The organism is Streptosporangium sp. NPDC000095 (assembly GCF_042899335.1).
Classification (GTDB): Bacteria; Actinomycetota; Actinomycetes; order Streptosporangiales; family Streptosporangiaceae; genus Streptosporangium.
Genome location: NZ_JBIAZS010000003.1, coordinates 412,890 through 430,291, shown reverse-complemented (window position 1 = coordinate 430,291; position 17,402 = coordinate 412,890). Strand labels below are relative to the sequence as shown.

Annotated in this window: 17 protein-coding genes and 1 tRNA gene; 8 read left to right on the top strand and 10 right to left on the bottom strand. The window is 68.4% G+C overall.

The annotated features are described in order from the left end of the window. Nucleotides 1–168: 168 nt before the first annotated feature. The 5 genes from ACFY3V_RS10275 to ACFY3V_RS10255 all read right to left on the bottom strand — a co-directional run bounded on the left by ACFY3V_RS10275 (nucleotide 169) and on the right by ACFY3V_RS10255 (nucleotide 4,349). Nucleotides 169–384, bottom strand: a complete 216-nt coding sequence (locus ACFY3V_RS10275) for an SHOCT domain-containing protein (RefSeq protein WP_350945335.1) — start codon at nucleotides 382–384, stop codon at nucleotides 169–171. A 254-nt stretch (nucleotides 385–638) separates the two neighbouring features. After that, nucleotides 639–2,162: a cobyric acid synthase gene (locus tag ACFY3V_RS10270; protein ID WP_389771993.1), complete on the bottom strand. Its 1,524-nt coding sequence runs from the start codon at nucleotides 2,160–2,162 to the stop codon at nucleotides 639–641. Continuing rightward, a complete protein-coding gene (locus tag ACFY3V_RS10265; protein ID WP_389772193.1) occupies nucleotides 2,159–3,106 on the bottom strand; it encodes a cobalamin biosynthesis protein in 948 nt (315 codons plus the stop codon). The genes ACFY3V_RS10270 and ACFY3V_RS10265 overlap by 4 nt, the downstream gene beginning before the upstream one ends. A gap of 55 nt (nucleotides 3,107–3,161) precedes the next feature. Beyond that, on the bottom strand, nucleotides 3,162–3,968 hold the full coding sequence (locus ACFY3V_RS10260) for a phosphotransferase (protein ID WP_389771990.1): 807 nt from the start codon (nucleotides 3,966–3,968) through the stop codon (nucleotides 3,162–3,164). 162 nt (nucleotides 3,969–4,130) lie between these two features. Further along, complete coding sequence (locus ACFY3V_RS10255) at nucleotides 4,131–4,349, bottom strand: hypothetical protein (RefSeq protein WP_362899900.1); 219 nt, start codon at nucleotides 4,347–4,349, stop codon at nucleotides 4,131–4,133. A 293-nt stretch (nucleotides 4,350–4,642) separates the two neighbouring features. On the opposite strand from ACFY3V_RS10255, the gene ACFY3V_RS10250 reads away from it, so the two are divergent. Both ACFY3V_RS10250 and ACFY3V_RS10245 read left to right on the top strand, forming a co-directional pair. Next, nucleotides 4,643–4,716: transfer RNA gene (locus tag ACFY3V_RS10250), tRNA-Arg, on the top strand. An 805-nt stretch (nucleotides 4,717–5,521) separates the two neighbouring features. Then, a complete protein-coding gene (locus tag ACFY3V_RS10245; RefSeq protein WP_362899898.1) occupies nucleotides 5,522–6,112 on the top strand; it encodes a hypothetical protein in 591 nt (196 codons plus the stop codon). Between the two features lie 131 nt (nucleotides 6,113–6,243). Here the strand turns inward: ACFY3V_RS10245 and ACFY3V_RS10240 are convergent, their stop codons facing one another. Beyond that, nucleotides 6,244–6,540, bottom strand: coding sequence for a hypothetical protein (locus ACFY3V_RS10240; RefSeq protein ID WP_389771987.1), 297 nt, complete (start codon nucleotides 6,538–6,540; stop codon nucleotides 6,244–6,246). Nucleotides 6,541–6,783: 243 nt separating this feature from the next. Between ACFY3V_RS10240 and ACFY3V_RS10235 the strand changes: the two genes are divergently transcribed. Together ACFY3V_RS10235 and ACFY3V_RS10230 are read left to right on the top strand one after the other, a co-directional pair. Beyond that, nucleotides 6,784–7,854 carry a hypothetical protein gene (locus tag ACFY3V_RS10235; RefSeq protein ID WP_389771984.1) on the top strand — a complete coding sequence of 357 codons (1,071 nt, stop codon included), beginning with the start codon at nucleotides 6,784–6,786 and terminating at the stop codon, nucleotides 7,852–7,854. Nucleotides 7,855–8,115: 261 nt separating this feature from the next. Then, nucleotides 8,116–8,427 carry a hypothetical protein gene (locus tag ACFY3V_RS10230; RefSeq protein WP_350945327.1) on the top strand — a complete coding sequence of 104 codons (312 nt, stop codon included), beginning with the start codon at nucleotides 8,116–8,118 and terminating at the stop codon, nucleotides 8,425–8,427. 231 nt (nucleotides 8,428–8,658) lie between these two features. Here ACFY3V_RS10230 and ACFY3V_RS10225 read toward each other — a convergent pair whose 3' ends face one another. The 3 genes from ACFY3V_RS10225 to ACFY3V_RS10215 form a co-directional block, all read right to left on the bottom strand. Further along, nucleotides 8,659–10,173: a family 43 glycosylhydrolase gene (locus ACFY3V_RS10225; RefSeq protein WP_389771981.1), complete on the bottom strand. Its 1,515-nt coding sequence runs from the start codon at nucleotides 10,171–10,173 to the stop codon at nucleotides 8,659–8,661. 129 nt (nucleotides 10,174–10,302) lie between these two features. Next, complete coding sequence (locus tag ACFY3V_RS10220; protein WP_389771978.1) at nucleotides 10,303–10,434, bottom strand: hypothetical protein; 132 nt, start codon at nucleotides 10,432–10,434, stop codon at nucleotides 10,303–10,305. Nucleotides 10,435–10,548: 114 nt separating this feature from the next. Further along, a complete protein-coding gene (locus tag ACFY3V_RS10215; RefSeq protein ID WP_389771975.1) occupies nucleotides 10,549–11,013 on the bottom strand; it encodes a hypothetical protein in 465 nt (154 codons plus the stop codon). A 174-nt stretch (nucleotides 11,014–11,187) separates the two neighbouring features. Between ACFY3V_RS10215 and ACFY3V_RS10210 the strand changes: the two genes are divergently transcribed. From ACFY3V_RS10210 to ACFY3V_RS10195, 4 genes are all read left to right on the top strand, one after another. Beyond that, nucleotides 11,188–12,315 (top strand): FtsX-like permease family protein, encoded by a 1,128-nt coding sequence (locus ACFY3V_RS10210; protein ID WP_389771972.1) that lies wholly within the window; start codon nucleotides 11,188–11,190, stop codon nucleotides 12,313–12,315. Continuing rightward, nucleotides 12,312–13,022 (top strand): ABC transporter ATP-binding protein, encoded by a 711-nt coding sequence (locus tag ACFY3V_RS10205; RefSeq protein WP_389771969.1) that lies wholly within the window; start codon nucleotides 12,312–12,314, stop codon nucleotides 13,020–13,022. The genes ACFY3V_RS10210 and ACFY3V_RS10205 overlap by 4 nt, the downstream gene beginning before the upstream one ends. Nucleotides 13,023–13,037: 15 nt before the next feature. Further along, nucleotides 13,038–13,655: a TetR/AcrR family transcriptional regulator gene (locus ACFY3V_RS10200; protein ID WP_362899880.1), complete on the top strand. Its 618-nt coding sequence runs from the start codon at nucleotides 13,038–13,040 to the stop codon at nucleotides 13,653–13,655. Nucleotides 13,656–13,880: 225 nt separating this feature from the next. Then, nucleotides 13,881–15,152, top strand: coding sequence for a YihY/virulence factor BrkB family protein (locus ACFY3V_RS10195; RefSeq protein ID WP_389771966.1), 1,272 nt, complete (start codon nucleotides 13,881–13,883; stop codon nucleotides 15,150–15,152). Here the strand turns inward: ACFY3V_RS10195 and ACFY3V_RS10190 are convergent. Then, nucleotides 15,123–17,360 (bottom strand): family 2 encapsulin nanocompartment cargo protein terpene cyclase, encoded by a 2,238-nt coding sequence (locus ACFY3V_RS10190; protein ID WP_389771963.1) that lies wholly within the window; start codon nucleotides 17,358–17,360, stop codon nucleotides 15,123–15,125. The two genes, ACFY3V_RS10195 and ACFY3V_RS10190, sit on opposite strands and share 30 nt — an antisense overlap. Nucleotides 17,361–17,402 lie beyond the last annotated feature (42 nt).

Here is a 17,402-nt window from a genome sequence, read left to right as displayed (position 1 = left end):
AGGCCACCAAGCGGCAATCCCACATGGGGCCACCCACCTCCGCTTCGTCGCCGGCTCCATCACCGCAGCTCTTCGGCGCTCCCCATTGAATGTGGACACCTTGGAGACTGGATCTTGAGGTCCAACGGCACCAACCTGACCGCAGCCCGACGCGCGACGCCGGTGGAACTACCAGTCCTGGGAGAGGCCCGACATCCGGCGGAGGTATTCGTCCTCGTCGATCTCACCGGCCGCGTAGCGGCGCTTGAGGATCTCGCGGGGACTGTCGGCGACGGGCTCGCGTTTCACCCCGCCTGCCACGGCGGCACGTACCCTCCTGGTCACGCCGAGGATCACCACCACGATCACCGCGATGACGACGAGCAACACCAGGATGCGGAACATCGTCGGCCTCCCCTACTACCTCCCCATCGGATTCGCCGGGGATCCATCGAGTTTACCCGGCGGAAGACCTTCCCCTTTTTCATCATCTGAACTGATTTATTCGTCTTCGCCCCTCAAAAGAGGCAGTACAGGTGATAAATCACCTGTCGCCTCGCTGGAACGGACACCGGTCTCAGCCGACGGAAGGACCGGCACCTCACCCGACGGAGGGAACCCCCGGCTCCGATCGCTTCGCCGGTCGCCTCCGGCGTACCTCACCCGACGGAGGAAGCGCCCGCCGAGAAATCCGGAGCCTCACGCGAGACCCCGCCGGGCGGCAGCGACGGCAGCCCCGCGGGAGCCCCGCCCTCCAGCAACCGGAGCAGGGCACCGGTGTCGACGTTCCGCTCGATCAGGTCACCGAGCGCGTCCAGCCTCTCCTCCCTCAGCACGGCGAACGACACGTCCGGCGCCGGGGTGAAGTCGCGACCGGAGACGGCGGCCACGTCGGCGAGGAAGGCCCGGCGGAAACCGTCGTTCTCCAGGGCGCCGTGCCAGGTGGTACCCCACACCGAACCGGCACGGCAGCCGTCCAGGAAGGGCTCGCCGCCGTCGGCCGTCACCACGCCGTGGTGGATCTCGTACGCGGAGACCGGGTGGCCGTACGCGGCACCGACCGGACGGCCCAGCGTCTTGTCCTCGGCGAACTCCACCGACGCGGGCAGCAGCCCCAACCCTTCGACCAGCCCCGCCCCCGACTCCACCTCGTCGCGGATGGTCCTGGCGAGCATCTGGTAACCGCCGCAGATGCCCAGCACCGCCCGCCCCGGCAGGGCGGCGGCCAGGCCGGTGGCACGGAGCCACCCCAGGTCGGAGACCGTGGCCCGAGAGCCCGGCAGCACCACCAGGTCGGTGTCCTCCAACTCGCCCGGGGAGGTCACGAAGCGGACCACCACTCCTGGCTCGGAGGCCAGCGCGTCCACGTCCGTGAAGTTGGAGATCCTCGGCAGCCGCACCACCGCCACCCGCAGGGTCTGCCGGCCGTACGGGGCACGCGTCCCGGACGCGGGCCGGTTGTCCAGGGCGAGGGAGTCCTCGACGTCCATCCAGAGGCCGTCCAGCCAGGGCAGCACCCCGTACACCTCGCGGCCGGTCAGCTCCCTGATCATGTCCAGCCCCGGTTCGAGGAGCTCGGGCGCCCCGCGGAACTTGTTGATCACGAACCCGGCGATCAGCGCCTGGTCGGCGGGCTCCAGCAGCGCGACCGTCCCGTACATGGCGGCGAAGACCCCACCCCTGTCGATGTCGCCGACCACGACGACCGGCAGGTTCGCGGCACGGGCCAGGCCCATGTTCGCGATGTCGCCCCTGCGCAGGTTGATCTCCGCCGGACTGCCCGCCCCCTCGCAGACCACCACGTCGTACGCGCCCCGCAACCGCTCGAGCGCGTCGACCGCGACCTGGCGGAGCCGCTCCTTGACGTCCCAGTACTCCATCGCGTCGACCTCGGCCATCGGCCTGCCCATCACCACGACCTGGCTGCGCCGATCGCTGCCCGGCTTGAGCAGGATCGGGTTCATGTCGGCGCTGGGTTCCAGCCCGCACGCGGCGGCCTGCATCGCCTGGGCCCTGCCGATCTCGGCGCCGTCCGCGGTGACGAAGGAGTTGAGCGACATGTTCTGCGCCTTGTACGGCGCGACCCTCACCCCCTGCCTGGCCAGCCAGCGGCAGATCCCGGCGGTGACGACGCTCTTGCCCGCGTCGGAGGTCGTCCCCGCGACCAGCAACGCCCCCTTCACCCCTTCCTCCCATACGAGCCCGTCCCGCGTGAACCTCGCCCGTACGAGCCCCGAACGGCGGCCAGGACGGCGAGCCCCGCCGCCGCCAGGCCGACCGCCCGCGCCAGCCGTACCGACCTGCGGATGTCCGCGACCGAGGGCGCGGGCCCCTCGCCCATCTCCGGCCGGTGCTCCACCCTGGTGCCGTACACGTTCACCCCTCCCAGAGTGAGGTCCAGCGCCCCCGCGAAGGCGGCCTCGCAGCGGCCCGCGTTGGGACTGGGATGGCGGTGGCCGTCCCTGCGCAGCACCGCCGCCGCCCGCCGCGCCGAACCGCCCACCAGCGGAGCGCCGAGCGCGGCGAGCAGCCCGGTGATCCGGGCGGGCACGAAGTTGGCGAGGTCGTCGAGGCGAGCGGCGGCCCACCCGAAGCGCTCGTAGCGCGCGTTCCGGTGCCCCACCATCGCATCCAGCGTGTTGACCGCCCGGTACGCGAGCAGACCGGGCACTCCGGCCACCGCACCCCAGAACAGCGGCGCCACCACCGCGTCCGAGGTGTTCTCCGCGATCGACTCGACGGTCGCCCTGGCGAGCCCGGACTCCCCGAGCCCCGACGGGTCACGCCCGCACAGGTGCGGCAGCCTCCCCCGCGCCCCCGCGAGATCGCCGTCCTCCAGGAATCCGGCCATCGCCGCACCCTCGCGGCCCAGCGTCGTACCGCCGACGACCGCCCACGTCGCAGCCGCGCTCAGCCCGGCCCGCACCACCGGGTTGCGCGGCCGGGTCGCGACGTGACCGAGCAGCGCCACCGGGACCACACACAGGGCCACATGGAGCACACCTCTCGCCCGGCTGTCGCCGTACACCCGCCCCTCCACCCCGGCGGCGGCGGTGCCGAACAGCGCGACCGGATGCCCGCGCCGGGGATCGGCGAGCACGGCGTCGATCGCGACCCCGGCGAGCATCCCCACCCCTTCGGCCACTCCAGGTCTCTTCGGTCCCACTTTGGCGATCAGTCGGCTAAACGAGGTGTTCATGGAGTTCATCCTGGTGGGTCTCCAGCCACACACAGGCCCGCCGGATGCGCTCCCCCGCCCCACCGGCCCGCATCCGGGCCCACCCGCCGTTCCCCCCCTGCGCCTCGGCCTTGGCCCGCATCGCGTGGTAGGAGCGGTCGAAGCGGAGCCGGGCGAGATCCAGCAGCCGACGACGATCACGGGGCTCCAGGCCGTACGCGTCACAGAACAGGCGCAGCCGGGGACCGACGTCGAGACGACGCTGGAGCGGCTCCAGATCGAGGGGATCGGCGATCGGCGCCCAGTGCCGCAGCGTGGTCACCACGTCGAACAGCCGGGTCGTCGGCCGGGCCATGTCGAAGTCGATCAGCGCGGCGGGAAGCCCGTCACGGAAGATCACGTTGTCGAGGTTGACGTCGCAGTGCCCGACCAGCCGCGGCGCCGCGTCGTCATTGGACCCCGCCTCCCAGACCGCCTCCCGCGGCGGGACGAACCCCTCGGCCGCGTCGTGAAAAGCGCGCAGCAGCCGCGCCAGCCCGGCCAGAGACTCCTCGGTGAGTGCGAACGAAGGCAACGGCCTGACCGCGGACTCCCCCTCGACATAGCTCAGGATCTCCCTGCCCCGCTCGTCCACCCCCAGCGCCCGGGGAGCCCCTTCGAACCCAGAACGCTCCAAATGACGCAGGAGTGCGTGCACCGAAGCCGTGGAGGCCCTGCAGGGCCGCCGGACGGTGTCCCCGACCCGCACCACCCCGTCGGTGACGTCACCGCCCAGAAGGGGAATCTCCTCTTGGGCCGTCGCGACGAACATGGCATACGAGCCTAGACCGCCCCGTCTCCTCAGGAGAACGATTCGGACAGACCGATCTTCACACGCCGGGACAGCCGGAAGCCGTTCTCACCGATCGACCGTCGCCGAGCCGGTCGGCCGTTCGCGCCCCTGCCCGGTCGCCGACCGCGCTTCGCGCCTGATCTAGGCGGTCTGGCCTGGCACGCCTTCGAGGCGTGCCACCACGCGAGCGAGCAGGTCACGGATCTCGATCTGCCCGGCCTTCAACTCGGCGATGTCGTCGCGCATGACCGCGGTGTTCTTCTCAATGTTGCCGACGGATCGTTCGAGCACACCGAGACGACTTTTGATCTCGGTACTGTCGGTCTCAACGGTGTCGACGCGCTCTTCGAGGTACGGCATGCTGTCCAGCATAGATTGGTGACCGGCCGGGCAGGGGCGCGAATCGTGGAATCCCGAGCGAGGATCATCACTTCGACACGCGGGGGCATCCGCCCCAAAGCAGGTGCATAACCAGGCAAAACCTGCCCTCGGGCCTCCCCTGGGCGCACTCTTGGACCTCCCGGCCCCGCTCGCCCACACCCGGCATCCGCGACGCTCCCTACAGGATCCGGAGGATTCACGGGGTGATCCTCACGACACAGCCAGGAAACCGATACATGAGCACTCCCCGGATCATGCACAATTAAGCGGGAGCACCCTTAGCTCAGCTGGATAGAGCACCGGACTTCTAATCCGACGGTCGCAGGTTCGAATCCTGCAGGGTGCGCTGCCAAGACCAGGTCATCTAGCCGCTGACCTGGTCTTTTGCTTGTCCGCGGCCCGCGCCTCTCAGGCAGCCGCAGGTAGCCGGAAGCAGCCGTATGCCACCGGTCACGGAACATACGCGGAATGGATCCGGCCCCGTTTCCCCAGGTGGGACCGGCGGTTCCGGAAGAGCCGGCCATCGGCGGCGACGCCGTGACGGTCGATGTGGTCACGCAGGATGGCCACCAGTTCCGGCGGGATCGGCACCGGCCGCATCTCCTTAAGGCCGAGAAGTCCTACGCCGGTCAGTACGACCGCCGCCTACACCGGCTGCGAGAGCGTGTCAGGCACGCCCAAGGTCGATGAAAAGCCGTTGCGGGATATATGCGGGATGATCTTCAGCAGTCGCGGTGCGAAAAAAGCCGCCCCCCTGTTCAGAGGCCCTGTCTCCGCTCGGGACGCAGCCCCCCTGAGACCCGCTGTGCCTGCGGTGAGGGCACTCGGCTCCAGGGTGATCGCCAGCCTGACGGCAGCTTCCCCTACTACGATCCCGGGTCTGCCTCCGCCTCAAGCACCGTCCTCGCGAAATCGACGATCTTTCCTGCCGGCTCTCGAAGCTCGTCGTCGGTCGGCGGAGCGCCGCGCAGAGCTTCCCAGTCGTCGATGAGAAAGATCAGTTCCCAGATCTCCTGGGGAGTCGACCATCTGTCTCCGAGCTCAAGGATCAGTCAGCAGTACTGAGGATATGTGGGGGAAGCGTGCAAACGGTGTGAAATTACCTGTTCAGATGTAGCTCGGCCGCTGGTCGCTCCGGAAAACTTCACGCCGTGTCGACTGCATCCAGTGAGAAGAAGCCCTTGAGCCGGCCGGCGCTCACGATGGTGTCACTCGCGTGGCTCGCGCTGGTGGCGCTGGAGTACTTCTGGATTCCGGTGTTCAGGGTGTCCGAGCTGTTCGCCGGGCTTGCAATCACGGCGGCCTGGTTGTGGGTGATCAGTCGGTCGATCACGGTGGTGATGACCTATCTGTCCTTCAGGGACTATGGCCGGTGTATCGCCGCGCTGTTGCTTGCCCTCGGTGCCGGAGCGGTGGTCAGAACCGCTGACTGGGAAGCCCTGTATGCGGAGGACCTGGTCCGGTCCCACCGGGACGCATTCGCTGAACTCGCCGCCGACCACGAACACCACCGGCCGCTCACCGTGCCCGGGTGGATGAGGTATCTGTCGATAGACGGTCAGGTACGGCCACAGGGCGACGTGCTCTACCTGCCGGTGTTCGAGGATTGGCGGGCGGAGACCGGCAGGGGCATCGCCCATGTACCGGGTTCCGATGGTCGAGGCACGACGGTCCAGACGGCGAGCGGTGATCTCGGCAACGCCACACACGATCTTGGAGACGGTTGGTGGTGGGTGGAGTAGGCGTCAGACTGATCTTCTAGTCCGTACGTTGGGTAATCAGGACACCGTCGCCGCGCCAGTGCCCTGACGCGTTGCCGTACGGCTCACCAAGCAGATGCGGGGCAGGTTTCTCGAGCGGATCACTGTACGGATCAGAAGGCGAGGCCGCACCACTCGATCCAGGAGCGCAGCCGCTGGAGGATCTCGCGCAGGTGTGCGTCATCGGCAAGGCCTGGAGGTGCCCATGCCTCCGTCCTGAGCTCGCTCTCGGCATCGAGTTCGGTCCAGGTTTCCTCGACCGAGTCCCTGATGCTCAGCTCGCGCGGATCGGCGGCCTCGAACAGGCCGCGGAGGTCTTCGACCAGCTTGGGTAAGGAAATCTCGCCCGAGTCGTACAGGTCAATCCGCGCAGCCATTTGGTTGATGAGAGCGCGTTTGTGGTCCTCCACGGCGTCACCTTCTCGATCTCCAAGCCATTGTGCCAACGGCCTACCGGTGCGGGATACATGAATGGTGATCTTCATTGCGTGAGTGCGATGGACGTAATTTCCCCCCGGTAGAAGGCACTGCCGCTCGGAACTCGGCCCTCTGGAAAACCGGTGCCACCAAGTGGCGTCTCATTCGGGACGACCACCAAGCATGGCAAGCTGACGGATCATGTTCTGTCAGTACCGTCTGAGATGGTCTGCGGCATGGTCTTTTTCATCTACCGCAGCGTCTACGAGGGCCCCTCCGGCAAGCTGGTGCGGCATTTTCCCGACGCGACGGTGCTCGACTGGTTCCGTAGGGTCTGGGACGAGGCGGGAAGCGGTGACGCTTATGAGTGGATCACGCGCGAACTCGGGGCGAGCGTCTATGGCCTGTCCACCATCTTCGAGACCGGGCTGCCCGCGCCCCGGAGCACAGCGGAGCTGCACCGCCTGCTGGAGGAACACCTCGACGTCGAGCAGGAGCTACGGGTCGACGAGCACAGCGTGCGGGTGCTCACCGATGACGACGAGGTCATGCTGGCCTATTTCTTCGTCGAGGACGCTCTCGTGGCCGCCGAACCGGAGCGCTGGGCCTACCTGCTGCACGACGGATGGAAACTCCCCGACGTCCCTCCCGGCTTCTCCGACGACCGCTCTTTCACCTCTCCGGTGACGACCTGGACCGCAACGCCCGCGCCACCCGGAGGTGAAGGGGCGACCTACGCGGTCGTGCTGACCTTCTACAGCACCTTCGACAGCATGGGCTGGAACATGCCGGCGTGCTTTCCCGGCACCCGGTTACCCCGGCTCGCGGCGACCCTGCGGGAGACGGACGCCCCGATCGATGAGTGGTCCGGGGAACTGGCCGTCCTGCGCGCCCTGGTCGCACCCGGTGAGGACGAGATCGGGCCGGCCCTGGAGCGTTGCAATCGCTGGCCCGACTTCGAGCAGGACATCTCGGAAACATATGGCGCTCACCAGCAGGCACACGAGATCGGGCTACGCCTGCTGCAGGGGTTCGCGCCTGCCCGGGGTCGCGATCCGCACCGTACGATCATCCGGCAGAGCGAGCACGTGGCTCAGATGGCCATCCATATCGATGACTACTTCGGCTACCGCCAGTGGTTCGTCTTCGATGACGTCTGGGCTGCCGCCCACCCCGACCTGGCCGCTTCGCTGCTGCATTGCGGTTCTCACTGGGATCCCCGTTGCCATCGCGACCACGGGATCGGGGAATGCACTCCACCGGGGCGGCAGTATCGACCTGCGAGCTTGCCGGGCGCAGGGGCGTAACCAGCCGATGCGGTCTTTCAATCACAGTCCTTGGCAGACCAAGATCCGGAACATGTACGGAATGGCGTGATCTTCTTCCGGCATTCACTGGACGGATGCGGTTGTCGGTACGCGCGGGGTTGACGCGCTCCGGCTTGGACGTATCTTTTATTTAGGAAAGTTTCCTAAGAGCTCCCTCTGTTGCACGTCCCCGGAGTAAGGCGCGAACCGGGTTGTACGGAACGTTGAACGGCCAGCTGTCATCAGTGTTTAGGAGAGGGTATGAGAAGAATCCTGCGTGTCCTCGCCGCGACCGTGCTCGCGGTGGGAGCCGTTACCGTCGGGTCGAGTGCGCTGAGCCCGGCGTCGGCAGGGGCCGACGGCTGTGACTACACCTTCGGTCAGAACTCGTTTTCCGCCCGATGCGCGACGATCGGTCCCGCCTACGAGTTCCGCGCGTGGGTCCAGTGCAGCAACGGCCGCAGGGACGGCGGATGGGTGACGACCAACAGCGGTCAGTGGAGCATGGCGAGCTGCGGACCAACGTGGATCGACCGCCTGAGCTACGGCGTGGACGTGCGTCCACTCTCCTGACACGGGTATGGCGGCACCGCCGGGGCGTGGCCGGCGGTGCCGTCTGCGAAGAACTCCTATCACGATGAGGTGTGACAGGAACTCTTCGCCGTCCATGGGCGCCGCCTACCCGGGTGAAGGTTCTCAGCGCACCGGCACAGAAAGAGAACCGCAACGAGGAACAGGTTGTGCTCGAAGGCGACCATGCCGGCCGTCGGCCGGTAGGTGATCAGACGCTGACGACGGTGCGGGTCACTCCAGGGTGAAGGTGGCACCGGCGCGGAAGGTCGCCGAGCCGTCGTCGCGCTCCACCCACATCTGGAGGTCGCGATGGCGCAGGTAGTAGCCGGGGAAGTTGACGGACTCCAGCGACACCGCCGAACCGTCGGCCAGGCCTGTCCTGCGGGTGAAGGTGGCGTCGGCGCGGAAGATCGCCGAGCCGTCGTTGCGTTCCACCCACGCCTGGTGGTTACGGTGCCGCAGGTAGTAGCCGGGGAAGTTGGTGGACTCCAGCGACACCGTCGTCCCACCGTTCAGCCCGGGGACGATCCTGAACTGGGAGTCGGCCAGCGGTGCGACGTTGGCGTCGATCCGGGCCCGATACTCCCAGTGCCGGACGAAACGGTCGGGCTGGTCGTAGGACCTCAACCGCACCGGCGAGATCCCGTCGGGTACCGGGATGCCGAAGTCGGGGGTGCCGTCGGCCTTCCAGTACACCTTCTGGAGCCTGGTACGTCGGTTGGGATCGTTGAGCGGGTCGCCGGAGATGTCCCGGTAGTTGCGGTCGTGATAGACGAGGATGTCGCTCTGCCCGTCCTCGGAGACGGTGAAGGAGTTGTGCCCCGGCCCGTACTGGCCGGTCGCGGCGTTGGTGGCGAACACCGGATTCTGGCTCTTGGTCCAGGAGGAGGCGTTGAGCAGGTCGGCCGAGGCCGAGGCGGTCAGCATGCCGAGGCAGTAGTTGGCGTCGGTGGCGCTGGCGGAGTAGGTGAGGAAGATCCGGCCGTTGCGCTGGATCACCGACGGCCCTTCGGCGACCTTGTATCCGCGCGTCTCCCAGGCCAGGGTCGGTACGGTCAACCGGGTCGTCGGCCCGGTGATGGTCCACGGGTTGGTTCCCATCCGGGCGATGTACAGGTTCGAGTTGGTGGCGATGCCGGGTTCCTGCTGCGCCCAGGTCAGATACCGGACGCCGCCCGCGACGAACGTCGAGGCGTCCAGCGCGAAGGTGTCCCAGGGGGTGACGATCCGGCCGCGTTCGGTCCAGCTTCCGGTCAGGGGGTTGGCGGCACTGCTCTCCAGGACGTACATCCGGATCCGCCAGACGTCGTCGGCGCGGCCGGCGGCGAAGTAGACGTACCACTTGCCGTTGATGAAGTGGATCTCCGGCGCCCAGATGTGGGCTCCCATCTCACCGCTCGTGTGCTTGCGCCAGATCACCGTCTCCGGCGCGCTGGACAGACCCTGCAGGGTGGTGGCCCGGCGCAGCACGATGCGGTCGTACTCGGGAACGGTGGCGGTGAAGTAGTAGTAGCCGTCGGTGTGCCGGAAGATGTGGGGATCGGCTCGTTGCGCGACCAGGGGGTTGGTGTACTGGACGGCCGGTGCGGCATGGGCGGCGGGGGCGGTCAGCAGGGTGGCGATCAGGCTCAGCACGACCATGACGGCCGTCACCGCCGACCGCGACGAGCGGCACAGGAGCTTTCGGCTGCCCGCTCGCCGGATCGTCACGGTCTCGACCGCCGCGCGGGGGGTGATGCGCAGCATGCTCGTATCTCCCAACAAATGTTAACGCTAACAAGAAATGGATGACGAACCGCGAAAGTCACGAGGGGATTTCGCGGAGGTTTCCGCCCAAAGCGTTAACGCAAACATTGCTGCCGTCAAGAGTGAGCGTCAATTTCCCGCCGCCTCCGGCACCTGGGCGCGCCGCGGATCGAGCAGGCACACCGGTTGTTCGGAGGCAGCGGGACGGTGGTCGCCGTCATAGACGCCGGCCGTCGCGACCTCAAGGGGCGCGTTCCGCAAGGACGCTCCTACGACAAGGACGCGGCGGCCGCACCACCGACGGACCCGCACCCTCGACAGAACCGGCCACCGCCACCGCGCAGGTGAGAGGGGTCGGCGAGTCCCGCGCGCGGGTCACTCCCCAGGCCGGGCCTTCCGACCGGCGGTTTTACCGGAAGCCGCGAGGAACGCGACCAGACCGACACCGAGCAGGACGGCGGGCAGCAACATCACCGCGCCCACGACCCACAGACCGCCGTCGTCCGACATCGCGGCGTCGATCGACCAGCACAACCACATCACACCCGCGACGCCGAGCGTGCCGATCCTGGGGAGGCCGAGCCTGCCGGCCAGCACGGCGAGGATTCCCAGGCCGGCCACCAGGCCGACCACCTGCCACGCCTCATAGGGGCCGCTGAGACTCCCGTCCGACTCGACAACCCGTTCCCGGTCCCAGCCCAGCCAGAGGAGGTAGTTCAACGCAGACGCCACGGCCAGAGCCGCACCGATCCGGGCGGTGGCCACGGTGCCGGGGACAGGGGGTACGCCATCTTCTGCCACGATCTCCGCGCTTTCGTCGGCGACGGTCGCCCCAAACATATGCGCTGCCGCACCGTCGCGACCAGCCGAGCCGCTTCGCACACCTCGGGGTGATCCGACCCGGCGCCGTCCCTACCGCTTCCAACTGCCCGCGACATGTTCCCGACACGCTGTCGGTATAGTTGCCGACACTGTGTCGAGAAACTGCATGACCACCGAGAAAGGAGAGGAAAAATGTTTCTTGCCATGCGCGAACTACGGTTCGCGCGTTCCCGTTTCATCCTGATGGGAGGTGTGGTCGCGCTCATCGCCGTGCTCATGGTGCTGCTGTCGGGCCTCTCGTCCGGCCTGGTGAACGACGGTGTCTCCGGACTGAAGCGCCTCCCGGTGACCGCGTTCGCGTTCGGCGAGGGCACCAAGCTGGACGCGGCGTTCTCTCGCAGCGTGGTCGACGTCAAGCAGGTCGACACCTGGAGGACCCAGCCGGGCGTCGCCGAGGCCGAGCCCTTCGGCAACCTCCTGGTGAACACCCGCAGCGACCGTGACCTGCCGATCGACCTCGCCCTGTTCGGGGTGAACCCCGACTCGTTCCTCGCCCCCGAGGTCGCCGAGGGCACCGGGCTGGGCGCGGCGGACGGGATCGTCGTGTCGGCCAGCGCGCTGGACGACGGCCTGCGCGTCGGGGACGTCGTGACCGTCGACCGGATCGGCACCAAGCTGACCGTGATCGGCGCGACGGCCGACCAGCACACCTTCGGTCACGTCGACGTCGCCTACCTGCCGCTGGCCACCTGGCAGCGGCTGCACACCGGTGCCGGCCCCGACGACGAGGTACGCCCCGAGGCGATGACCGAGGCGACGGCCGTCGCCATCCGGGCCGAGAGCGGCGCCACCCTGAACCTCGCGGCCGGAGACGGCGCCGCGGGCACCACCAGCGTCACCCTGACCGAATCGTTCGGCGCCTCGCCCGGCTACACCGCCGAGACCTCGACACTCAGCCTCATCCAGGTGTTCCTGTACGCCATCTCGGCCCTCGTTGTCGGCGCGTTCTTCACCGTGTGGACCATCCAGCGCAAGCACGAGCTCGCCGTGCTCCGGGCCATGGGGGCCTCCAAGCCCTACCTGCTGCGCGACGGCCTGTTCCAGGCCTTCGTCGTCCTGCTGGCCTCCACCGGCGTCGGCGTGGCGGTCGGAGTGGGCCTCGGCAGCGCCATCGGCGGCGGCATCCCCTTCACTCTCGAAGCCCCCGCGGTGGGCCTCGCGAGCGTGCTGCTGGTCGTCCTCGGCCTGCTCGGCGCGGCCGCCGCCATTGTCCGCATCGCCGCCGTCGACCCGCTGGCCGCCCTGGGAGGACAACGATGACCCGTACGAAGAGCGCCAAGGACCGTCCTGCCGCCGACACCGGAAGCGGGCTCGTCCTCGCCGGGGTGACCCTGCGTCTCGGGGACGGCGACAGCACCGTCACGGCGCTCGACACCGTCGACCTGAGCGTCGAACCGGGCGAGTTCGTCGCCGTCGTCGGCCCCTCAGGAGCGGGGAAGTCGAGCCTGCTCGCCGTCGCCGGGGCGCTGACCACCCCCGACGAGGGAACCGTCACCATCGACGGTCACGACATCGCCACCATGAGCCCCGCGAACCGGGCCGCCTACCGCCGCGACCACATCGGGTTCGTCTTCCAGAGCGGCAACCTGCTGCCCGCGCTGATCGCGCTCGACCAGCTGCGTCTGGTGACACATCTGACGGGGGGCGGCGAGAACCACCGTGATCCCCGGCAGCTGCTGGAGGAGGTCGGCATGGGGCACAAGGCCAACCGGCGTCCCCACCAGCTCTCCGGTGGCGAGCGCCAGCGAATCGGTATCGCCCGTGCCCTGATGGCGACCCCGTCCCTGCTGCTGGTCGACGAGCCGACGGCCGCGCTGGATCGGGCCCGCAGCCACGAGGTGGTGTCCCTGCTGGCCAAGGAGACCAAGCAGTCCGCGGTTGCTACCGTGATGGTCACCCACGACCATGACGTGCTTGAGCACTGCGACCGGATCGTGGAGATGACCGACGGGCGGCTGTCCGGCTGAAAGCGAGGAGGGTCCGTGCCACGTATCAGTGCTCCCACGGTCGCGGAGCACCGTGCCGCGCAGCTGCGGACCCTCCTCGACGCCACCCGGGCCATCCTCGCCGAGGGGGCGGAGCAGGCCCCGGCCCTGGCCGAGGTCGCGGCCCGTGCCGGGCTCGCCCGCTCGTCGGTCTACCAGTACTTCCGTTCGCGGCAGGACCTGCTCGACGCCCTGATCCAGGACGTCTTCCCCCGCTGGTCCGAGCGCGTCACCGAGGCGATGCGCGTCGCCCCCACCCCCGGCGAGCGGGTCCTGGCCTACGTGGACACGAACCTGTGCCTGGTCTCCGAGGGAGAGCACGCCATCGCCCGTGCCCTGACCGTCGTCGCCCCCGGCAGGGAACTGGACGAGAAGAGCGGCGTCATGCACCGGCAGATGCTGGACCCGCTCGTCGGGGCGCTCGCCGAGATGGGCGCGCCCGCTCCGGAGACGACCGCCGAGTTGATCAACGCCGTCGTGTACGCGGCCTCCAAGATGATCGAGTCCGGATCGGACGAGCGCGACATCCGCGCGCGGACCCGGGAACTCCTCGCCCCCTACCTGACCGCCTCCTCCGCACCGGCCGGTCCGCGGGAGAGGAGCGACCACACCTGACCTGCCGATCAGGGCAGGAGCGCGGGACCAGGGGTTCTCCGGCGCCTTCGTACCTCGGCCGGCGTTGGCCGCTAACAAGGTCATTTCTCGTCGAAGCGCTCGCGCCCCCTCTCCGTCTGTCGCCGCGGCTCCTCCTCGGTGAAGACGTTCCGCTGTCACAGGAATCGCGACGTCGCCCCGACTCACCAGCGGTGAAACGCCCACCTGAGGGTAGGGTGCCCAGTCATGAAGGCCACCTCCGGGGCGAGCCGGTGGACCAGCGGGTTCGTCGGAGCATGGACCGCGGTACGGAACCGGTGCGGTTGGTTCGACCATCTTGTCCGGGCGGCCGTCCACTACGACCGCACCGACGCGGGCCGCCTGTCCGCGGGAATGACCTACTACGCGTTCTACGCCACCTTCGCGCTCGCGCTGCTGTCCTTCGTGATCATGGGCCATGTGCTGGACACCCCCGCCGCGCTCGGTCAGGTGGAGGACTACCTGAGCGACACGTTCCCGCGACTGGACGTGCAGGCACTGCGCGACGCGCGGGACACGGCGGGGCTGATCGCCTTCTTCGGCCTTCCGCTGACCGGCGTGTTCTGGATCGACTCGATGCGCTCCTCCATCCGGGCGGTCTGGGGCCTGGAGCAGTATCCGGGCGGTTTCTTCCTGCGGTGGCTGCTCGACCTGGCCGTGATGGTCGCACTCGGGCTGCTGCTCTCGATCTCGCTCACCCTCTCCTTCGGCACCCAGAGCGCGCTCATCTGGCTGGCCGAGCATACGATCGGGGTCGAGGCGCTACCGGCGCGCTGGGCTCTGTCCACGACCACCTTCGTGCTCGGCATCTGCGTGAACTTCCTGCTCTCGACGGCGTTGATGACGCTGCCCCCTCGGCTGCGCCTGTCGCCACGGCGGGTCGTCGGACCGGCCCTCGTCATCACCATCGGCCTGGAGTTGCTGAAGACGATCGGACAGGTCTATTTCAACATCAGTTCAGCGAATCCCGCGTACAAGGTGGTCGCGGGTGCGGTGGGCATGTTGCTCTTCCTGAAGCTGGTGAACGTGCTCATCCTGTTCGCCGCCTCGCACGCCGCGACCAGCCGCCACGGCACGGTCCTCGACCTGGCCACCCGGCGGCCCGTCGGCGAGCCTCGCACCGAGGTCGTCACCGCACCGGCGATCCCCGAGATCAGGACGGGGCCATCGGCACAGACGGGCCCGGAGGAGAAGCCGCGGACGGACGACGAGGAGACGACCCCGGAGGCACAGACGGACCCGCGAACAAAACGGGAGACGGAAGCGCAGGCGTGGGTGCGGCCACGACCCGTGCCACGCAGGTACGACTTCAGAACGCGACGGGCGCGCTCCTCGGCGAGGGGCAGCCGAGATTTTCCTGAGGACCGTCGAGCCCAGACGGCCGCCCCTCACCCGCCGACACCTCCGGTGAGACAGTGGGAAGGCTCCGGCCCCGAACCCCCTGTCGCGTCAGGAGAGCGAGGCCGGCACCGCCCGTAGCGGGGACCCGACGCGTGCGGCCGCGGTGCCGAGCCCGGAGAGGACGAGAGGACGTGTCGTCGCGGGTGGGTGGTGCAGCTCGGCCCCGTCGTAGCGGCGGGTCTTCATGTGCCACAGCAGCACACCCGCCATCCAGTCCTGCAGCTCCCGCACGTATCCGTCGAGGGTCTTCCTCGCCTCACCGTCGAGGTCGAAGTCGTCGAAGAGGGCGGGGAGTTCGGTGGCGACGATGTGCTCGAACTGCCGCATTCTCGACGTCATCAGGTCGTTGACGATGTCGGCCGCCTTCTGCGGATCGCAGTTCAGGAAGTCCTGAACGACGAGCACGCAGTTGTGCAGCTCGCCTTCGAACTGGATCTCCTTCTGGTATGAGCAGAGGTCGTTGACCAGGCAGGCGTAGTCGGCGGCCGAGTCGTCCAGCCCGCGCATCGTCCGGGTGCGGTAGATCTCGGGCGGCACCGCCTGGCCGTGGGCCAGGCGCGACAGGCTCATCGTGAGGTCGGAGCCGAAGGTCCTGCGGCGCATCTCGATGTAGTCGACCGGGTCGGGGACCCGGTTCTGGATGTGGTTGGCCAGCTCCCACAGCCAACTCTCCGTCATGTCCTGGACGGCCCGGCGAAACTTGGCGCGCGCGCTCTCCGTCATGGAGGCCGCCGTACGGAACCACAGGTCGGCGAGGCCGCGCTCGATCGGGTTGACCGGAGGCGGGGTGGCGGAGAGGTCGAGCGGCATGAACGCCGACAGCCGCTCGTTGAACGCCTTCGCGCCCGCCATGTCGCGGCGGGACCCGAACACGACCGGGAAGTAGTCGTCGGCGTAGGTTCCCCAGGTGAGCCAGAAGGTCGAGATGTCCAGCTCGGGGCCAGGGGCGTCCGGATTGATGGCTCCCGCGCAGATGGCGAAGTCGTAGGTGTCGAGCTTGTGCTCGGTCCAGATCGCCAGGCCGGGAAAGCCGGGCAGCTGCTCGAACATCCCCATCTCGCGCGCCCATTCCACCGTGTTGCGGCGGGCGCTGTCGAGGTTGGGATTCATCCGGGCCGTGTACGGCATGTAGATCTCGGGCAGCGGCAGCGGCCCCACCTTCCTGAGCGGGACGTGGGTGTGGCTTCTCGGGCCCCCCGGGCCCGTGATGCCGGGCGCCAGCCGGATGCGCGCCGCCGAGACGCCCAGGCCCGTGGGCCCGCCGAGGAGGGCCGGGGCCACCGGGTCGGCAGATGAGGCCCCGTTCATGTAGCGGCTGGAGCGCATGTGCCACTCGTGGCCGCCCGACTGCCAGTCCTGGAGTCCCTTGACGTAGGCGAGGACGTCGAGGCGGGACTTCAGGTCCAGGCCGTGCTCCTCGAAGAGCGGGGGCAGCTCGGTGAGCGCGGTGTTCTCGAACTGGTGCAGCCGGGAGGTGATCAGGTCGTTGACCGCGTCGGCGGCCCGCTGGGTGTCGTAGCCCAGGAACCGCTCGAAGACCAGGACGCCGTTGCTGAGCTCGCCCTCGTCGCCGACCTCCCGCTCGTAGGAGAAGAGGTCGTTGCGCAGGTGCACCCCGTCGGAGAAGGTGTCTCGCAGCACGCGCATCGGCCTGCTCGCGGCGATGACAGCCGGGACCTCGGCGCCCGCGGCGTGCTCGACCAGGTTCGCCGACCAGGGGGCGCCGCCGACCTTGCGTCGCATCTCGATGTATTCGATCGGGTTGGCGACGCGTCCCGCGTTGATGTTGGCGAGCTCCCACAGGGACTCGTCCAGCAGGTTCTTCGTGCTCTCGACGAAGCGTGCCCGCCAGTCGGCGGACATCGCCGGGATCGTCCGGGCCCACAGGTCGGCCAGGCCGCGCTCCACCGGGTTCTCCGGCTCGGGAGGCGGCCCCGTGGGATGCACCGGCATGAAGGCCGCCAGCCTGTCGAGGTATTCCTTCGCCCCCGTCAGGTCGCCACTGCGCTTGAAGGTCTCCAGGAAGTGGTCGTCGAAGAAGAAGACCCACACGTACCAGTCGGTGATGAGGTCGAGCTCGGCGGCGGGGGCGTCGGGGTGGGTGTAGGCGCACAGCAGGCCGTAGTCCATGGCGTCGAGCTTGCGCTCGTCCCAGATGCCGAGGTCGGGGTCGAGGATGCCCATGTCGTACGCCCAGGCCCTGGTGTGCTCTCGCGCGGTCTCCACGTGGGGGTTCAGCCTGGCCGGATACGGCAGATAGAAGTCAGGAAGCTCGAAGGGTTGCATGTTCTGTCCTTCCGTATCCGATATCGACGCGTCCGGGAGCGC